Source organism: Rehaibacterium terrae (assembly GCF_014202935.1).
Lineage (GTDB): Bacteria > Pseudomonadota > Gammaproteobacteria > Xanthomonadales > Xanthomonadaceae > Rehaibacterium > Rehaibacterium terrae.
Map to the genome: position 1 here is coordinate 81,442 of NZ_JACHHX010000001.1, position 16,869 is coordinate 98,310.

Below are 16,869 nucleotides of genomic sequence, written 5' to 3' on the forward strand. Positions count from 1 at the left end.
CCCGGAGCTGCCGGCCGCCGGGCCTCCGGGCGGTGTTCAACGCACGTCGGCGCCGTTGCGGCCGCGCGGCGGGATCGGCTCGCCCTGGAACGGGGCGATCGGCTGCTCGCGCAGTTTCCGCTGAAGGTGGGCGAGCGCGGCGGCAAGCTGGGCGTCCTCGCCACGCCAGGTGGCGTGCGGCGGGTTGTCGACTTCGATGTCGGGGGCGACGCCGCGGCCTTCGATCAGCCAGCGCCCGTCCGGCGCGAACTGCGCATTCTCGGCCACGCGCACCATGCCGTTGTCGCTGAGCCGGTTGCGGTCGCTCAGCCAGACACCGGCGCCGGCGGTGCGCTGGCCGATCAGCGGCGCCAGCCCGAGCGACTTGATGCCGGCGGCGAAGGTCTCGCCGTCGGAATAGGTCAGGTTGTCGATCAGCACGACCAGGTGGCCGCGGAAGGTCTGCTGCATGTTCGGGTACGGGCTGCGGCCCGGGGGCTGCCAGAACATCCAGGCGCGCCGCAGCAGTTTCTCGATCACCCAGCTGTCGATGTTGCCGCCGCGGTTGCGGCGCACGTCGACGATCAGCGCCTCGCGGTCGACGTTGGCATAGAACTCGCGGGCGAAGTCGGCGATGTCGTTGGCGGTCATCGCGCGCAGGTGCAGGTAGCCGATCCGGCCGCCGCCGGCCTGCTCGACCCGCTCGCGCGTGCCCTGCACCCAGTCGCTGTAGCGCAGGGCGGCGTCGCGGTCCATCGCCACCGGCGTGGCGACCACGCGCGCCGGGGCGGCGTTGCCGCGACGGTAGTCGATCAGCACCTGCTGGCCGGCCTGGTTGGCGAGCAGCACGGCGATGTCGGTGGCGTCCCGTACCGGCCGGCCGTTGACGGCCAGGATCACGTCGCCCTCGCGCAGTTCAACGCCAGGCTGCGCCAGCGGCGCACGCTCGTTCGGCAATTCGGGGTCCGAGCGCCAGATCCGCGCGATGCGGGCGCCGTCGGCGACGCGCTCGAAGGCGGCGCCGAGCGAAGCGGCGACGGCGGCCTCGGCATCGCGGCGCAGGTCGCTGCCGCGCACCTGCGAATGCAGTACGCCCAGCTCGCCCATCATCTGGCCGAGCAGGTCGTCGAGCTCGCCGCGGTCGGCGACGCGCGCCAGCAGCGGCGCGTACTTGTCGCGCAGCGCCGGCCAGTCGAGGCCGCGCATGTTCGGGTCGAACAGGAAGTCGCGGTGCATGCGCCAGGCGTCGGCGAACATCTGCCGCCACTCGCGTTCGGGCAGGATCGGCAACGACCAGTCGCCGACCCGCACCTGCCCCTTCGCCAGCGCGGCGGCGTCGGTCGGCGCCTTGGCGCCGGCGGGCAGGATGAACATGTCGCCGGCGGGGCCGTTGCGCGTCCACTTCATCAGCCACAGCTTCCTGCGGTCGGCCGACAGCGCGTAGTCGCGCACCTCGGCCATGAACACCTCCGGCTGCGGCGCGTCGCCGGCGATCGCCAGCGTCTTGAGCGTGGGCCTGGGCTCCGGGCCGGCCTCGGCGTCGAGCAGGTACAGGCGCTCGCCGTCGGTCTGCAGGTTGCGGTAGTTGCCGGGCGCCAGCGGCACCTCGTGCAGGCGCGAGGCGAGGCCGTCCCAGTCGACCTTCACCGGCGCGGTGCCGTTGTTCTTGTCGTCGCCGTTCTTCTTCGGCTCGCCGCCCAGCTCGTCCTTCGGCCGGAACGGAAAGCGCAGCCCGGCCTGCAGCGCCACCGCGTAGACCTTGGCGCGCTTGTCGAAGGCCGGGCCCATGTTGCGGTCGCCCCAGGGCGCGCCGGGCGTGGGCTGGAAGTTGCGATTGGAGAGGAAGTACAGCCACTGCCCGTCGGGCGTGAACGCCGGTGAGAAGGATTCGTAGCGGTCGCTGGTGACGGTGGCGAGGCGGCGCTCGGCGAGCGAGTAGAGCAGCACCTGGTCGCGGCGGCGCGGGCTGTCGGGGCGCACCAGGGCGAGGAAGCGGCTGTCCGGCGACCACACGATGTCGCTGTACTGGTCGCCGCCGTGCGGGGTGAGCGCGTCGATCTGCACGTTGCGGCCGGTGGCCAGCTCCAGCAGCCACAGCCGGCCGCGCTTGTCGTCGTGCGCCAGCCACTTGCCGTCCGGCGAGGGCAGCACGCGCCAGCGGTGGCTGTCGCCGTCGCGGGTCAGCGGCTCGCCGCCCGGCGAGCCGTCGACGGGGAAGCGCCACACCTCGTGCTCGCCGGTGCCGTCGGCGATGGCGTACACCCACTTGCCGTCCGGGCTGAGCACGGCGTTGCGGGCGCGCTGCTCGGCCGGCAGCGCGATCTCGATGCGGCGCAGCGGGCCGGTGCCGGCCAGCGCGACGCGGCCGCGCGCGGTCAGCGCCACGCGCTCGCCGTTCGGCGCGAAGCTGGCCGAGGTGAGGAAGGCGAGCGGCTGCTTGATCCAGCGCTCGCGGCGCTGGGCGAAATCGCTGGCGAGAGACACCTCGATGACGCGGTCGCTGCCACTGGCGATGTCGTAGACGCGCAGATCGGCGCCGTGCTGGTAGACGATGCGGCCGTCGGCCAGGCGCGCGCCGCGCACCTCGAAGTCGGCGTGGCGGGTGTGCTGGCGGATGTCGCCGCCGTCGGCGTCCATCGACCACAGGTTGTCGGTGCCGCCCGCGGCATCGCTGACGAAATAGAGCCGTCCCTGCCACCACATCGGCCGCTTGAGCGAACCGGGATGGTCGGCCGCCAGCCGCACCGCCTCGTCGCCGCCGGCGAGCGCGAAACGCCACAGCTGCGCCATCGCGCCGCCGCGGTACTCGCGGGCGTTGTCGCCGGTGATGTGCAGGCCGAAGCGGGTGAAGTAGACGTGGCCGGCGTCGTCGAAGGCGGCCTCGTTGGCGTCGGCCAGCGGCAGTTCGCGGCGTTCGAGCGTGTCCGGGTCGACCGTGCGCAGCACGCTGCGCCAGCTCGGGCCGGCGAGGTTGTCGGTGGCGTAGACCACCTCGCCGCGCGGCGTCCAGCCGGCGATGGCGACCCGTCCGCCCTCGAAGCTGACCCGCACCGGCGCGCCGCCGGCGAGCGGCATCACGTAGGCCTCGGTGGCGCCGTCGTAGTTGGCGGCGAAGGCGATCCGGCGCCCGTCCGGCGAGATCGCCGCCTGCGATTCCTCGGCCGGGTGCGTGGTCAGCCGCCGCGCCGGGCCGCCGTTCAACGAGGCCGCCCACAGGTCGCCCTCGGCGGTGAACACCAGCGTGTCGCCGTGCGCGGCGGGGTGGCGGTAGTAGCCGGCCTCGGCCAGCGCGAGGGAGGCGACGCCGAGGCCCAGCAGCCCCAGCCAGCGCAGACGCGGAAACTTCATTCGATCCTCCGTAGATGCGAGCGCCCGCGCGCGGGCGGCGGCAAAACGGACCGAGAATACGGGAAGCGGGCGCGGCGGGCGTATGGCGAAAGTCGCCCCGCGGCGCGACGATGGGCCACGCCACGACGTCCTGCACCAGTGTCCCCGAGGAGGGCCGGGCCATGTCACGTTTCCGTTTCATCATTCCCCTGTTCGCCGCGCTGCTGACCGCCTGCGCCGGCGGCGCCGAGAAGCGCGTCCGCAGCGAACCGCCGATCCAGTACCAGCGCTATGCCGGCCCGCTGCTGCCGGAGATTCCGTTCTCGCGGCTGAGCCACTGGGACGAGGCCGGCCCCGGCGAGATCGTGGTCTGGACGCGCGTGGGCCGCGCCTATCTGCTGCGCCTGGAGCAGCCATGCCGGGCGCTGGAGCACAGCGTGATGCTGCGCATCGGCGCCCGTACCGGCCGCGTGCGCCCCGGCGTCGACCACGTCGAGGCCGGCACCGAGCGCTGCCGCATCCGCAGCATCCAGCAGCTCGATCTGGACCGGCTGGAGGCCGACCGCGCCGCGGCCCGCCGGCCGGTGATGCGGGAGTGAGGCCGGGCCCCGAGCCGCGTGCCCACCTTGAATTCCACGCCCCCGCCCGCCACCTAGGCGGCATGGATACCGCCGACAACCCCCTGCTCGCGGACAGCGAGCTGCCCGCCTTTTCCGCCATCGCCCCGGAGCACGTGAACCCGGCGGTCGATGCCGTCCTCGCCGAGTTCCGCGCCGCCGTCGAGCGGCTGGTCGCCGATCCGCAGGCGCGCGGCTTCGCCACCCTGATGGCGCCGCTGGAGCGGCTGGAGGAACGCCTCGGCCGCGTCTGGGCGCCGGTCTCCCACCTTCACGGCGTCAAGGACTCGCCGGCGCTGCGCGAGGCCTACAACGCCGCGCTGGAAAAGCTCACCGAGCACAGCACCGAGCTGGGCCAGAACCGCGACCTGTATGCCGCCGTGAAGGCGCTGGCCGAGTCGCCCGAGTTCGCCGCCCTCGACCGCGCGCGGCGCACCCTGGTCGAGGACAGCCTGCGCAGCTTCCGCCTCAGCGGCGTGGCGCTGGAGGAGCCGGCGCGCTCGCGCTTCCGGGCGATCCAGAACGAACTGAGCAAACTCGAAACCGAATTCGAGGAAGCCGTGCTCGACGCCACCGACGCCTGGGCGCGCCCGCTGTCCGAGGCCGAGCTGGCCGGGTTGCCGGATTCGGCACGGGCGATCTTCCGCCAGGCCGCGCAGGAGCGGGGCGTCGAGGGCTACCTCGCCACGCTCAAGGGGCCCTCGGTGCAGGCCATCCTGACCTTCGCCGACGACCGCGCCCTGCGCCGGGAGCTCTACACCGCCTACAACACCCGCGCCTCCGACCAGGGGCCGCATGGCGGCCGCTTCGACAACTCCGCGCGCATCGAGAAGATCCTCGCCCTGCGCCACGAGGCCGCGCGGCTGCTCGACTACCCGAGCGCCGCGCACGTGTCGCTGGCCGACAAGATGGCCGGCACGCCGGAGCGGGTACTGGCCTTCCTGCACGACCTCGCCGCCCGCGCCAAGCCCGTCGCCGCGCGCGAGCTCGACGCGCTGCGCGACTTCGCCCGCGCCGAACTCGGCTACGACGAGCTGCAACCCTGGGACATCGCCTACGCCAGCGAGAAACTGCGCCAGCGCCGCTTCGACTTCAGCGAGGAGGACCTCAAGCCCTACTTCCCGCTGCCGGCGGTGATCGACGGCCTGTTCGCCATCGCCGGGCGCGTGTTCGGCGTGAGTTTCCGCGCGCGCGACGGCGTCGACGTGTGGCATCCGGACGTGCGCTATTTCGACGTGGTCGATGCCGACGGCACGGTCCGCGCCGGCTTCTATACCGACCTTCATGCCCGCACCGGCAAGCGCGGCGGCGCCTGGATGGACGTGTGCCGCGCCCGCTTCCACGACGGCGAGCTGCACCGGCCGGTGGCCTTCCTCACCTGCAACTTCGCCCCGCCGGTGGACGGCAAGCCGGCATTGCTCACCCACGACGACGTGCTCACCCTGTTCCACGAGTTCGGCCACGGCCTGCACCACATGCTGACCGAGGTGGACTGGCCGAGCGTGGGCGGCATCAGCGGCGTGGAATGGGATGCGGTCGAGCTGCCCAGCCAGTTCATGGAGAACTTCTGCTGGCAGCGTGAGACGCTGGGCCTGTTCGCCCGCCATTACCAGACCGGTGCGCCGCTGCCGGATGAGCTGCACGCGAAGATGCTGGCCGCACGCCACTTCCAGGCCGGGCTGTTCCTGGTGCGCCAGCTCGAGTTCGCGCTGTTCGACTTCCGCCTCCACCTGGAATTCGACCCGGCGCGCGGCGGGCGGGTACTGGAGATCCTCGACGAGGTGCGGCGCGAGGTGGCGGTGGTGAGGCCGCCCGAGTGGCACCGCTTCCCGCACGCCTTCACCCACATCTTTTCCGGCGGCTACGCGGCCGGTTACTACAGCTACCTGTGGGCGGAAGTGCTCAGTGCCGATGCCTTCGCCGCGTTCGAGGAGGCCGGCGTGTTCGACCACGCCACCGGCGCGCGCTTCCGCCGCGAGATCCTCGCCGTGGGCGGCTCGCGCCCGGCGCTGGAAAGCTTCGTCGCCTTCCGTGGCCGCGAGCCCTCGCCCGAGGCGCTGCTGCGCAGCTACGGTCTGGCCGCCTGAGCGACGGGCAGAGCGCCCGCCCGGCTTCGTGAATGGGCGGCCGGCCTGACCGCAGGCGCGGCCCGCCTGCGTTGTGCACGATGACGCCGGGGGGAGTCCATCCAACGCAGGAGTGCACCATGAGGAAGGGTCTGCTCGCGGGGTTGTGTCTGGTGCTGGCCGGCGCTTCGTTCGCCGGCTTTTCGTTTGCGAACAGCGGCAAGGGGCCACCGGCGAAGGCGGCCGGCGCGCCGGTGGTGCTCGACGCCGCAGGCAAGGCGCAGGGGCCGTGGCTGCCCTATGTGCGGATCAACGAATTCGAGTATTCCAGCGGCGTGCTGCTGGTCACGCCCTACGGCGGCGTGCCGGTGCCGCTGGTGCTGGGCGGCGACGGCCTGATGCGGCCGGCCGCCGTTCCGGACGACGGCCTGGTCTATTTCGCCGCGGCCGATTGCAGCGGCACGCCGTACCCGGCGATGGGCTACCCGATGCATGGCTCGGGCTTCAGCTACCGCATCGAAGCCGGGGGCGACGCAATCTGGCTGGTGCTGCGCGACGACACACCGCTGCCGCTCGTGCCAGGCTCGGTGCTGCAGCCGGTGCCCGGCGACGCGCCGGTCTGCCTGACGCCGGAGGTCCCCGGCGAGCCGGTCGACGTGTATCCGGAGATCGACCGCATCCGCCTCGACCGGCGTGGGCCGTACCGGCTCCAGTACTGACCGTCGGCGCGCGGCGACCGCCCGCGCGGTCGCCGCGTCAGCGCGGAGGGATCAGCGGAAGAATTCGCGGAACGCCGCGAGCGTGCGCTCGATGCCGGCGTCGTCGATGTCCAGGTGCGTGACCATGCGGATCGTCGGCAGATAACCGATCGACAGGCGGATGCGCGCCGCCTCCATGTGCGCCTTGAACGCCGGCAGGCGCTCGGCCGGCACCTCGATGAAGACCATGCCGGTGTGCTGGCCGGCGACGGTGAGGCCGGGCAGGCCGCGCAGCCCGGCCGCCAGTCGCGCGGCGCGGGCGTGGTCCTCGGCGAGGCGCGCGACGTGATGATCGAGCGCATGCAGGCAGGCCGCCGCCAGCATGCCGGCCTGGCGCCAGCCGCCGCCGGCGACCTTGCGCCAGCGGCGTGCCTTCCCGATCAGTGCGCGGCTGCCGGCCAGCACCGAGCCGACCGGCGCGCCCAGGCCCTTGGAGAAGCACACCGAGACGCTGTCGAAGTGCCGCGCGATCTCGCGCGCCGGCACGCCGCAGGCCACCGCCGCGTTGTACAGCCGTGCGCCATCCAGATGCAGTGCCAGCCCGTGCGCAGCGCAGAAGCGGCGCGCGGCGGCGAGGTAGTCCAGCGGCAGCGGGCGGCCGTGCCAGGTGTTCTCCAGGCACAGCAGGCGGGTGCGGGCGAAATGCGGGTCGACCGGCTTGATCACGCTCGCCAGCGCGTCCAGCGGCAGCGTGCCGTCGTCGGCGTGCGGTACCGGCTGCGGCTGGATCGAGCCCAGCACCGCCGCGCCGCCACCCTCGTACTTGTAGGTGTGCGCGTCCATGCCGACCAGATATTCGTCGCCGCGCTCGCAGTGGCTCATCAGCGCCAGCAGGTTCGATTGCGTGCCGCTGGGCACGAACAGCGCCGCCTCGAAGCCGAGCTCGGCGGCGAGCCGGTCCTGCAGCGCATTGACGGTCGGATCCTCGCCATACACGTCGTCGCCGACCTCGGCACGCAACATGGCCTCGCGCATCGCCGGCGTGGGGCGGGTGACGGTGTCCGAGCGCAGGTCGATCCAGTCGTTCATCGGCAGGCTCCGGTGTGGGGCGGGCCAGCATACGCAAGCCGCCGCTGCTGCAGGAAGCCGGCACTTGGCTACACTGCCGCGATGAAGATCGCCTCCTGGAACGTCAATTCGCTCAACGTCCGCCTGCCGCACCTGGTCGAGTGGCTGAAGGATCGGCAGCCGGACATCGTCGGCCTGCAGGAAACCAAGCTGGAGGACGCCAAGTTTCCCGCGGCCGCGCTCGCCGAGCTCGGCTACCGCAGCGTGTTCGCCGGACAGAAGACCTACAACGGCGTCGCCATCCTCAGCCGCGAGCCGGCGCGCGACGTGCAGGTCGGCATTCCCGGCTTCGAGGACGAGCAGAAGCGGGTGATCGCGGCGACGGTCGGCGACCTGCGCGTGGTCGACCTGTACGTGGTCAACGGCAAGGCGGTCGGCGACGAGAAGTACGACTACAAGCTGCGCTGGCTGGATGCGGCGCACGACTGGCTGGCGGCCGAGATCGCGCGCCATCCCAACCTGATCGTGCTCGGCGATTTCAACATCGCTCCCGACGACCGCGACGTGCACGACCCGGAGGCCTGGCGCGAGCAGATCCTGTGCTCGACGCCCGAGCGTGAGGCCCTGCGACGGCTGCTGGCGCTCGGCCTGCACGACAGCTTCCGCCTGCACCATGACCAGGGCGGTCACTACAGCTGGTGGGATTACCGCGCCGCCGGCTTCCGCCGCAATCTCGGCCTGCGCATCGACCTGGTGCTGCTGTCCGATACGCTCAGGGGCCGCTGCACCGCCGCCAGCATCGACCGCGAGCCGCGCACCTGGGAGCGGCCCAGCGACCACGCGCCGGTCATCGCCGAACTGGCGGACTGAGGGCGAGGTCGCCGTCCAGCCCGTCCTCAGGCAAGAAAGGTGCGCTCGAACTCGTCCACCGGCAGCGGCCGGCCGAGCAGGTAGCCCTGCAGCTCGTCGCAGCGCAGCAGGCGAAGCAGCTTGGCCTGCTCTTCTTCCTCGACGCCCTCGGCGACCGCGCGCAGGCCGAGCGCATGCGCCAGATTGATGGTGTTGGTCACCAGCGCGAGCGATTCCGGGCTCTGCGCGATCTGCGCGACGAACGACTGGTCGATCTTGAGCGTGTCTGCCGGCAGGCGCGACAGGTAGTTGAGCGAGGAATAGCCGGTGCCGAAATCGTCGATGGCGACGCCGAAGCCGAGGTCGCGCAGCGCCTGCAGGATGCGCATGCTGTGGGCGATGTCCTCCATCAGCACGCTCTCGGTGATCTCGATGTCGAGGCAGGGCTCGCCGCCGCAGCCTTCCAGGATGCTGGCGCATTGCCTGACGAACCCGTGCTGGCGCAGTTCGCGGGCGGAGACGTTGACCGCGATGCGCAGGCCGCCGACGGCGGCCTTGCGCCACTGCCGCACGAGCCGTGCCGCACGGCGCAGCACCCAGTGGCCGACCGGGACGATCAGGCCGGTGTCTTCCAGCAAGGGAATGAACTCGGCCGGCGACACCAGGCCGAGCTGCGGATGCCGCCAGCGCAGCAGCGCCTCGGCCCCGGTCACGCGCTGCGAACGGGCCTCGAACTTGGGTTGCAGGAACAGCTCGAACTGCTCGGCGTCGATGGCGTGGCGCAGTTCGCGCTCCAGTTCGATGCGGCGCTCGGCGCGTTTGCGGATCTCGTCGTCGTAAGCCAGCAGCGGCACGCCGTGCTCGGCCGCCTCGCCATAGGCGGCGGCGACGTTGCGCTCGGCGGTTTCCGCATCGCTGGCGTGCTCCGGCGTGCGCAGCAGACCGCAGCGCAGGGTCAGGAAAACCTCCTCGCCCTCGATCAGGAAGGGTTCGTCGCTGCAGGCCGCGATCAGGGCCTCGATGCGGGCCAGGTCGTCGTCCGGCGCCGCGGAGGCGGGCAGGGCGAACAGGAAGGTATCCTCGCCCGGATGGGCCAGCAGGGCATCCTTGTCGAAGCGCTGGCCCAGCCGCGCGGCCAGCGCGCGCAGCAGCGCGTCGCCGAACTCGCGTCCGCGCGAGTGCCTGAAGACATCGAAGCGGACCACGGCGACCATGCCGACCAGTTGCGGCCCGGCGTCCATGCGCGCCTGCAGCAGCTCGCGGAAGGCGGCGCGGTTGGGCAGGACGGTCAGCGGGTTGTGGTAGGCGAGGAACTCCAGCCGCTCGCTCTTGGCGATGAAGTCCAGGCCGAAGTCGATGCTCGCCGCCACCCGCTTCAGCAGATCCATCTCGTCGGCATCGAACTCGTGCGGCTCCTGCTTGTACAGCACCAGCGCGCCCCAGGCCGGTTCGCCCAGCGGCAGGCCCACGATCGCCCGCACGCCGATCGAGGCCGCGGCGGCGCGCTTGCCGGCCGACAGGCTGGAGTGGCGCAGGTCGGGGATGATCAGGCTGCGGCCGGCCAGCACCTGGGCGATCAGGCGCTCGTCGCCGGCATGCTCGTCGGCGGCCACGAGCAAGGGCAGGCCGTTCTCAGCCAGCGCCGAGGCGGTGCCGTAATGGCCCAGCAGGGCGAGGCTGCCGTCGTCCCGGCGGCCGGCGATCCAGGCGCTGCTGAAGCCGCCCTGCTCGACCGCGATCCGGCAGGCGGCCTCGACCAGGCGCGCCCGCGTGTCGGCACGCAGCACGGCATCGCCGAGCGCGGCGAGCACGGCGTGCATGCGGCCGAGGGTGCGGATCCTGGCCTCCTGCTGCACGCGCTGGGTGACGTCGCGGTCGATGCCGCGGAAGCCGAGCAGGTTGCCGTTCTCGTCGAGGATCGGCTGCGCGTTGCTCTCCAGGATGCGCAGGCTGCCGTCGCGGTGGCGCCAGCGCACCACGCGGCCGCGCCAGGCGCGCCGGGTGGCGACGTCCTCCGGGGTCAGCACGCCGGCGACGCGCGCGTCCTCGCCCTCGTCCATCAGTTCGTAGACGCGCCGCCCGATCACCTCCTCCGGCATGTATCCGAGCACCCGCCGCAGGCCGATGTTGGAATAGGTGAGGGTGCCGTCCAGGCCCGCCTCCCAGATCCAGTCCTCGGTGGTCTCGACCAGGGCGCGGAAGCGCTCCTCGCTGGCGCGCAGCGCCCGCTCGGCCGCGCGTCGCGCCTCGCGCTCGGCGGCATTGCGCAGCGCCCGCTCGACCGAGCTCGCCAGCCGGCGCAGGTTGTCCTTGAGCACGTAGTCGTCGGCGCCGGCGTGCAGGGCGGCGATCGCGACCTCCTCGCCGATGGTGCCGGAGACGAAGATGAAGGGCGTGTGGGGCGCCATTTCGCGGACGAGCTTCAAGGCCTCGATGCCGTTGAAGCCGGGCATGGAAAAGTCGCTGAGCACCAGGTGCGGAGCGAACGCCTCCAGCGCCTGGCGCAGGCGTTCGTCGCTGTCCACCACCAGCGTCTCGACACTCGGGCGCAGCGACTGCAACTCGCGCCGCAGGATGTCCACGTCGGCCGGCGAGTCCTCGACCAGCAGTACCCGCAGCGGTTCGTGGGCGGAGTGAGTCATGGCGGGGCCTCGTTGGCGAGCATCCAGTACATGCCGACCTGGGCGACGGTCTCGGCGAAGGCGTCGAAGTCCACCGGCTTGACGATGTAGCTGTTGACCCCGAGCCGGTAGCTGGCGACCAGGTCGCCCTCCTCGCGCGAGGAGGTCATCATCACCACCGGGATGGTGTCGAGACGCGGGTCGGCCCGCATCTGTTCCAGCACCTGCAGGCCGTCCATGCGCGGCATCTTCAGGTCGAGCAGCACCAGCCTGGGATGGCCGTTGCCGCGTCCGGCCCAGGGCCCTTCGCAGCGCAGGAACTCCAGCGCCTCCACGCCGTCGCGCACCCATTCGATGCGGTTGGCGATGCCGCGCCGCTCGAGCGTGCGCAGGGTCATCTCGGCGTCGGCCGAGGAGTCTTCCACCAGCAGGATCTCGACGTGTTGGTATTGCACGGACGTTTCCTCATGGGGCGGGAAGGTCGAATTCGAAACACGCGCCCTGGTCCGGCGCCGCCTCCGCGCCCACGTGGCCGCCGTGGCGGGTGACGATGCGGTGGACGATGGCCAGGCCCACGCCGGTGCCCTCGAACCGGTCTTGCGGGTGCAGGCGCTGGAACACGCCGAACAGTTTGTCGGCGTAACGCATGTCGAAACCGACGCCGTTGTCGCGCACGCGGTAGCGCACGCGCCCGTGCTCGCGCCGGCCGCTCACCTCGACGCGGGCCTGCTCGCCGCGTGGCGCGCTGTACTTGAGGGCGTTGGACAGCAGGTTGATCCAGACCTGCTTGAGCAGCGCCGGGTCGCCGCTGGCCGGCGGCAGGTCGCCGATGTCGATGGTGGCCGCGTGGCGCGGCACGTCGCGCAGCGCCTCCTCGGCCAGGGCGCGCATGTCCACCGGCTCGCGCGCCAGCGGCTTGCGGCCGAGCCGCGACAGCGCCAGCAGGTCGTCGATCAGCACGCCCATCCGGCGCGCGCTGTCGGCGATCGCCTGCAGGTAGCGGCGCGGTTCGGGATCGAGTCGGTCGCCGAGGTCCTCGGCCAGCATCCGCGCATAGCCGTCGATGTGCCGCAGCGGCGCGCGCAGGTCGTGCGAGACCGAATAGCTGAAGCTCTCCAGCTCGCGGTTGGTCTGTTCCAGCTGTTCGGCCTTGGCTTGCAGGCGGCGGTTGAGCTCGAGCACTTCGCGCTCGGCGGCCAGCCGCTCGCCGATGTCCTGGGCGACGCCGACGAAGCCGAGCAGGCTGCCGGTGTCGTCGTGCACCGGGGTGATGGTCAGCTCCACCGGGAAGCGCGAGCCGTCCCTGCGGACATAGGTCCAGATCCGCTTGTCGACCTCGCCGCGCCGCGGCCTGGCGACGAAGGCCTCGAAGCCCGGTGCGATCGGCTCGCCGAGCTCGCGCGACAGCTCGGCGGCGCGGGCGGCGACCTCGTCGGCATCATGGAAGACCGCCGGGGTTTGCCGCCCGACCATCTCCTCGGCGGTGTAGCCCAGCTGCTCGCAGGCGCGACAGTTGAACAGACGGATGATGCCGTCGGGGCGGCAGGCGATGATCATGTGGCCGGCGCTTTCCAGGATCGCCCGCTGCAGGGCGTTGGCTTCGGCCAGCGCCCGCTGGGTGCGCTCGCCGCGGCGCAGTTCGCGCAGCAGCGCCACCAGCCCGAGCGCCATCAGCGCGATCCCGATCAGCGGGCCGTAGGCCAGGGTGGTTTGCAGGCGCAGCGCGTTCTGCGCGGCCAGCCGGGCGCGCTCGCCGAGCACGGCCTCCTCGTGCCGGCGCAGCTCCTCGACCAGCGCGTGGACCGGTGCGATCAGTGCGACGCCGATGGTCTGGAAGTGCGCGCGGCCGGCGTCGAGGCCGTCGCGTGCGACCAGCTGCGACGCCTCGCGCATGACGGCGATGCGGGCGTCCAGCAGGGCCTGGATGCTTTCCACCCGCGCCAGCTGCGGCGGCGCGTCGCGGAGCCGTTCGCGCAGCATGACGAGCTCGCGCCGCGCCTGCGCGTGGTGCCGGTCGCGGGCGGCCTCCAGCGCGCGGTCGCCGGTGATCAGGAAGCCGCGATGCTCGGCCTCCATCCGCGCCACGCTGTCCTCGAAGGCGAGCGCCTCCTGCAGCACCAGCAGGGTGTGCCGGACCCAGGCGTCGGTGGCGATCACGGCCCGGCTATGCTGGTAGGTGCGCCAGGCGGCGAGGCCGAACAGGACGAACGCGAGCAGGAACGCCACCAGCGTCCAGCGGCGCAGATGCGGGCGGAACTGCCGTGTCGCGGGGCTGCCGTGCCCAACACGCATTCGAGCGACTCCCTCCGGCCGGGCCGGAACGGAAAGCGCGGGGTGCGTGGATTCCCCCCTTCGGTCCGGACTATAGCCGGAGGGCGCGCCGGCTGCTTTGACGGCGGCATGACCGCTGGCCCCGCAACGACGCCAATCCGGCCGCCGGAGCCAGCCGAGGTGGGCGGGATGCGCGGCGCGGTCGTCGCGGCGACCGCGCCGTCGCAGGGGCTGTCAGCGCCGCAGGCAGCGCGCGAAGAAGTCCTCGCTGAGCCGGTAGCGATGCAGCGCGTCCTTGCCGAGCAGACCGTGGCGGGCGCCCGGGTAGGTCATCAGCTCGAACGGCATGCCGCGCCGCTGCAGCTCGCTCATCAGCCGGGTGCTGTGGCTGAACAGCACGTTGTCGTCGGCCATGCCGTGGATCAGCAGCAAGCTGCCGCGCAGGCCGTCCAGCCAGGTGAACACGCTGCTGCGCCGGTAGCCCTCGGGATTGGCGGCCGGGTGGTCCATGTAGCGCTCGGTGTAGTGGGTGTCGTACAGCGCCCAGTCGGTGACCGGGGCGCCGGCCGCGCCGCAGGCGTAGATGTGCGGGGCCTTGGCCAGCATCATCAAGACCATGTAGCCACCGTTGGACCAGCCGTGCACGCCGATGCGCGCGGCATCGACGTAGGGCAGGGTGCGCAGCATCTCGATGCCACGGATCTGGTCCTCGACCTCGACCCGGCCCTGTTCGCGGAACAGCGCGCTGCCGAAGCGCACGCCCCGGCGCGGGGTGCCGCGGTTGTCGAGCGAGAACACCAGGTAGCCCTGCTGGGCCAGGTAGAGGTTGAACAGCCGGTCGGCGCGGCCCGGCCACTGCCGGGTGACGGTCTGCGCCGCCGGGCCGCCGTAGACGTACACCACCACCGGGTACTTGCGCGTGGGGTCGAAGCCGGGCGGCTTGAGCAGGCTGTAGTGCAGGATCTGGCCGTCGGCGGCGGCCAGGGCACCGAATTCGGGCTCGATATGGGCGTCGCGGAAGCGCGCGTAGGGATGGGCGGGGTCGTTCAGGTCGTTGACGACCAGGGTGGCCAGCTTCTCGCCGTCGGCCGAATACAGCTCGGTCTGCGGCGGCGTGGCCGGGTTCGACCACAGGTCGACGAAGACGCTGGCGTTGGCGGCGAAGGTGGCGTCGTGCCAGCCGGCGACCCGGGTCAGCCGCTCGGGCTCGCCGCCGGTCAGCGGCAGCCGGTAGACGTGGCGCTCCAGCGGCGAGTCCTTGGTGGCGCTGAAATAGACCAGGCCCCTGGCCTCGTCCAGCGCCAGCACCTGCTCGACCATCCACTCGCCACGGGTGAGCTGCGCCTGCACCTCGCCGTCCAGGCCGATCAGGTACAGGTGCTGGAAGCCGCTCTCCTCCGAGCTCCACAGGAAGGCCTCGCGCGTCTTGAGGAAGCGCAGGTTGTCGTGCAGCGACACCCAGGTGGCGCTGGTCTCGGTGCGCAGGATGCGCTGGCGGCCGCTGTCGAGCTCGGCCAGGACCAGGTCGAGCCGGCGCTGGTCGCGGCTCTGGCGCTGGAAGCTCAGGCGCTTGCCGTCCAGCCAGTCGACCCGGGCGAGGTAGATGTCGGGGTCGCCGCCCAGGTCGATCCATTGCGGCCGGCCGCCCTTGGGGGCCACCACGCCGAGCTGCACGCGCACGTTCGGCTCGCCGGCGGCCGGGTAGCGCTGCTCGACGATCTCGGTGCGGTCGGCGTGGATCTCGAAGCGGCGCCGGACCGGCACCGGCGATTCGTCGATGCGGGCGAAGGCGATGGCCGAATCGTCCGGCGCCCACCAGTAGCCGGTGTGGCGGCCCATCTCCTCGTCGGCGACGAACTCGGCGACGCCGTTGCCGATGGTGTCGGAGCCGTCGCGGGTGAGCTGGATCTGTTTGCCGTCGGCCAGATCGACCACCCACAGGTTGCGGCCGCGCACGAAGCTGACGAAGCCGCCGCGCGGCGAAACCTTGGGGTCGGTGGCGAAGCCCTCGCCGGCGGTGAGCCGGCGCACCGGATCGACGCCTTCGCCGGCCTCGAGGTCGTACAGGTACAGCTCGCCGCCGAGCGGAAACAGCAGGCGGCGGCCGTCCGGCGCCCACTGGTATTCGACGATGCCGGACAGGGCGGCGATGCGCTGGCGCTCGCGGCGCGCCTTCTCCTCGTCCGAGAGCGTCTCCTCGCCGGGCAGCAGCGCGCGCGAGTCGACCAGCAGGCGCGCCTGCCCGCTGGCGATGTCGTACTCCCACAGGTCGAGCCGGTTGCGGTCCTCGTCCTTGCCGCGCAGGAAGGTGACGCGGCGGCCGTCCGGCGAGACCGCCGGCCTGGTCAGCGTCGGCCCGGACAGCGGGGCGTCGCCGGTGATGGCTTCCAGGGTGAGTCTTTCGGCGTGGGCGGCGGGGGCGAGCGTCATTGCGGCCAGGAGCAGGAATCGCTTCATTGCTTGGTCGGGTCGGACTGGGTGTCGGGCAAGGGTACCCGACCGGGCCGGGAATCTCAGGTGTCCGCGGCCGGGGCGCGGGAATGCCCGGTCAGTGCGCCGGGCCGTCAGGCCAGATACCCGCCATCGACCACGAATGCGCCGCCGGTGATGTAGCTCGCCGCCGGACTGACCAGGAACAGCGCCATCGGCGCGATCTCGTCCGGCTGCGCGGCGCGGCCGAGCGGGATCAGCCGGCGCATCGTGGCCATGATCTTCTCGTCGCCGGTGAGCGCGGCGGCGAATCTGGTCTCGGTCAGGCCGGGCAGGATGGCGTTGACGCGGATGCCGTGCGGCGCCAGCTCCTTGGCGAAGCCCTCGCTCATGTTGACGATGCCGGCCTTGGTCAGCGAGTAGACCAGCTGCCCGGGCGCCGGGCGGCGGGCGTTGACCGAGGCGATGTTGACGATCGCGCCGCCGCCCTTCGCCCGCATCCGCCGTGCCGCCTGCACGCAGGTCCAGAAGCAGCCGCGCAGGTTGACCGCGACGGTCTTGTCCCAGGCGGCCAGGTCCATGTCGAGTGCCGGGCCGAAGTACGGGTTGGCGGCGGCGTTGTTGATGAGGATGTCGGGTGCTTGGCCGGCGGCGTCGAGCGCGGCGAACAGCGCCTCGATCGCGGCCGGGTCGCCGGCATGCATGGCCCGCGCCTCGGCGCGGCCGCCTTCCTGGCGGATGCGGGCGGCGACCGCCTCGCAGGCCTCCTGGCGGCGGCTGGTGCAGATCACGTGGGCGCCGTGGGCGGCCAGCAGACGGGCGATGGCCTCGCCGATGCCGCGCGAGGCGCCGTTGACCAGTGCGATGCGGTCGTGCAGGTCGAACAGGGGGTCGTGCACGGATCGGTCCGATGTGTCTTGGTATCCTCCGCAGCCTATCACGC

Annotated in this window: 11 protein-coding genes; 4 read left to right on the forward strand and 7 right to left on the reverse strand. The window is 72.1% G+C overall.

Features of this window, described 5'->3' with window-relative positions; genetic code table 11:
* Positions 1 to 36: 36 nt before the first annotated feature.
* Positions 37 to 3,327 (reverse strand): S41 family peptidase, encoded by a 3,291-nt coding sequence (locus HNQ58_RS00360; RefSeq protein ID WP_183946796.1) that lies wholly within the window; start codon positions 3,325 to 3,327, stop codon positions 37 to 39.
* A gap of 161 nt (positions 3,328 to 3,488) precedes the next feature.
* Between HNQ58_RS00360 and HNQ58_RS00365 the strand changes: the two genes are divergently transcribed.
* The 3 genes from HNQ58_RS00365 to HNQ58_RS00375 all read left to right on the forward strand — a co-directional run bounded on the left by HNQ58_RS00365 (position 3,489) and on the right by HNQ58_RS00375 (position 6,708).
* On the forward strand, positions 3,489 to 3,905 hold the full coding sequence (locus tag HNQ58_RS00365; RefSeq protein WP_183946797.1) for a DUF6491 family protein: 417 nt from the start codon (positions 3,489 to 3,491) through the stop codon (positions 3,903 to 3,905).
* Positions 3,906 to 3,967: 62 nt separating this feature from the next.
* The gene (locus HNQ58_RS00370; protein ID WP_183946798.1) at positions 3,968 to 6,010 is read left to right on the forward strand and encodes a M3 family metallopeptidase; all 2,043 of its coding nucleotides are present in this window, start codon (positions 3,968 to 3,970) and stop codon (positions 6,008 to 6,010) included.
* A gap of 119 nt (positions 6,011 to 6,129) precedes the next feature.
* The gene (locus HNQ58_RS00375; protein ID WP_183946799.1) at positions 6,130 to 6,708 is read left to right on the forward strand and encodes a hypothetical protein; all 579 of its coding nucleotides are present in this window, start codon (positions 6,130 to 6,132) and stop codon (positions 6,706 to 6,708) included.
* 51 nt (positions 6,709 to 6,759) lie between these two features.
* Here the strand turns inward: HNQ58_RS00375 and ltaE are convergent, their stop codons facing one another.
* A complete protein-coding gene (gene ltaE / locus HNQ58_RS00380; RefSeq protein ID WP_183946800.1) occupies positions 6,760 to 7,776 on the reverse strand; it encodes a low-specificity L-threonine aldolase in 1,017 nt (338 codons plus the stop codon).
* Between the two features lie 81 nt (positions 7,777 to 7,857).
* On the opposite strand from ltaE, the gene xth reads away from it, so the two are divergent.
* The gene (xth, locus tag HNQ58_RS00385) at positions 7,858 to 8,625 is read left to right on the forward strand and encodes an exodeoxyribonuclease III (RefSeq protein ID WP_183946801.1); all 768 of its coding nucleotides are present in this window, start codon (positions 7,858 to 7,860) and stop codon (positions 8,623 to 8,625) included.
* A 26-nt stretch (positions 8,626 to 8,651) separates the two neighbouring features.
* Here the strand turns inward: xth and HNQ58_RS00390 are convergent, their stop codons facing one another.
* The 5 genes from HNQ58_RS00390 to HNQ58_RS00410 all read right to left on the reverse strand — a co-directional run bounded on the left by HNQ58_RS00390 (position 8,652) and on the right by HNQ58_RS00410 (position 16,825).
* Complete coding sequence (locus tag HNQ58_RS00390; RefSeq protein ID WP_183946802.1) at positions 8,652 to 11,246, reverse strand: EAL domain-containing protein; 2,595 nt, start codon at positions 11,244 to 11,246, stop codon at positions 8,652 to 8,654.
* The gene (locus HNQ58_RS00395) at positions 11,243 to 11,680 is read right to left on the reverse strand and encodes a response regulator (RefSeq protein WP_183946803.1); all 438 of its coding nucleotides are present in this window, start codon (positions 11,678 to 11,680) and stop codon (positions 11,243 to 11,245) included. The genes HNQ58_RS00390 and HNQ58_RS00395 overlap by 4 nt, the downstream gene beginning before the upstream one ends.
* Before the next feature lie 10 nt (positions 11,681 to 11,690).
* A complete protein-coding gene (locus HNQ58_RS00400; protein WP_183946804.1) occupies positions 11,691 to 13,517 on the reverse strand; it encodes a sensor histidine kinase in 1,827 nt (608 codons plus the stop codon).
* Positions 13,518 to 13,730: 213 nt separating this feature from the next.
* Positions 13,731 to 15,953 carry a S9 family peptidase gene (locus HNQ58_RS00405; RefSeq protein WP_183946805.1) on the reverse strand — a complete coding sequence of 741 codons (2,223 nt, stop codon included), beginning with the start codon at positions 15,951 to 15,953 and terminating at the stop codon, positions 13,731 to 13,733.
* A gap of 107 nt (positions 15,954 to 16,060) precedes the next feature.
* Positions 16,061 to 16,825 carry a glucose 1-dehydrogenase gene (locus tag HNQ58_RS00410; RefSeq protein ID WP_183946806.1) on the reverse strand — a complete coding sequence of 255 codons (765 nt, stop codon included), beginning with the start codon at positions 16,823 to 16,825 and terminating at the stop codon, positions 16,061 to 16,063.
* Positions 16,826 to 16,869 lie beyond the last annotated feature (44 nt).

Coding starts and splice junctions, on each gene's coding strand:
- HNQ58_RS00360 (WP_183946796.1), bottom strand. CDS start 3,327: ATGAAGTTTCCGCGTCTGCGCTGGCTGGGGCTGCTGGGCCTCGGCGTC.
- HNQ58_RS00365 (WP_183946797.1), top strand. CDS start 3,489: ATGTCACGTTTCCGTTTCATCATTCCCCTGTTCGCCGCGCTGCTGACC.
- HNQ58_RS00370 (WP_183946798.1), top strand. CDS start 3,968: ATGGATACCGCCGACAACCCCCTGCTCGCGGACAGCGAGCTGCCCGCC.
- HNQ58_RS00375 (WP_183946799.1), top strand. CDS start 6,130: ATGAGGAAGGGTCTGCTCGCGGGGTTGTGTCTGGTGCTGGCCGGCGCT.
- ltaE (WP_183946800.1), bottom strand. CDS start 7,776: ATGAACGACTGGATCGACCTGCGCTCGGACACCGTCACCCGCCCCACG.
- xth (WP_183946801.1), top strand. CDS start 7,858: ATGAAGATCGCCTCCTGGAACGTCAATTCGCTCAACGTCCGCCTGCCG.
- HNQ58_RS00390 (WP_183946802.1), bottom strand. CDS start 11,246: ATGACTCACTCCGCCCACGAACCGCTGCGGGTACTGCTGGTCGAGGAC.
- HNQ58_RS00400 (WP_183946804.1), bottom strand. CDS start 13,517: ATGCGTGTTGGGCACGGCAGCCCCGCGACACGGCAGTTCCGCCCGCAT.
- HNQ58_RS00405 (WP_183946805.1), bottom strand. CDS start 15,953: ATGAAGCGATTCCTGCTCCTGGCCGCAATGACGCTCGCCCCCGCCGCC.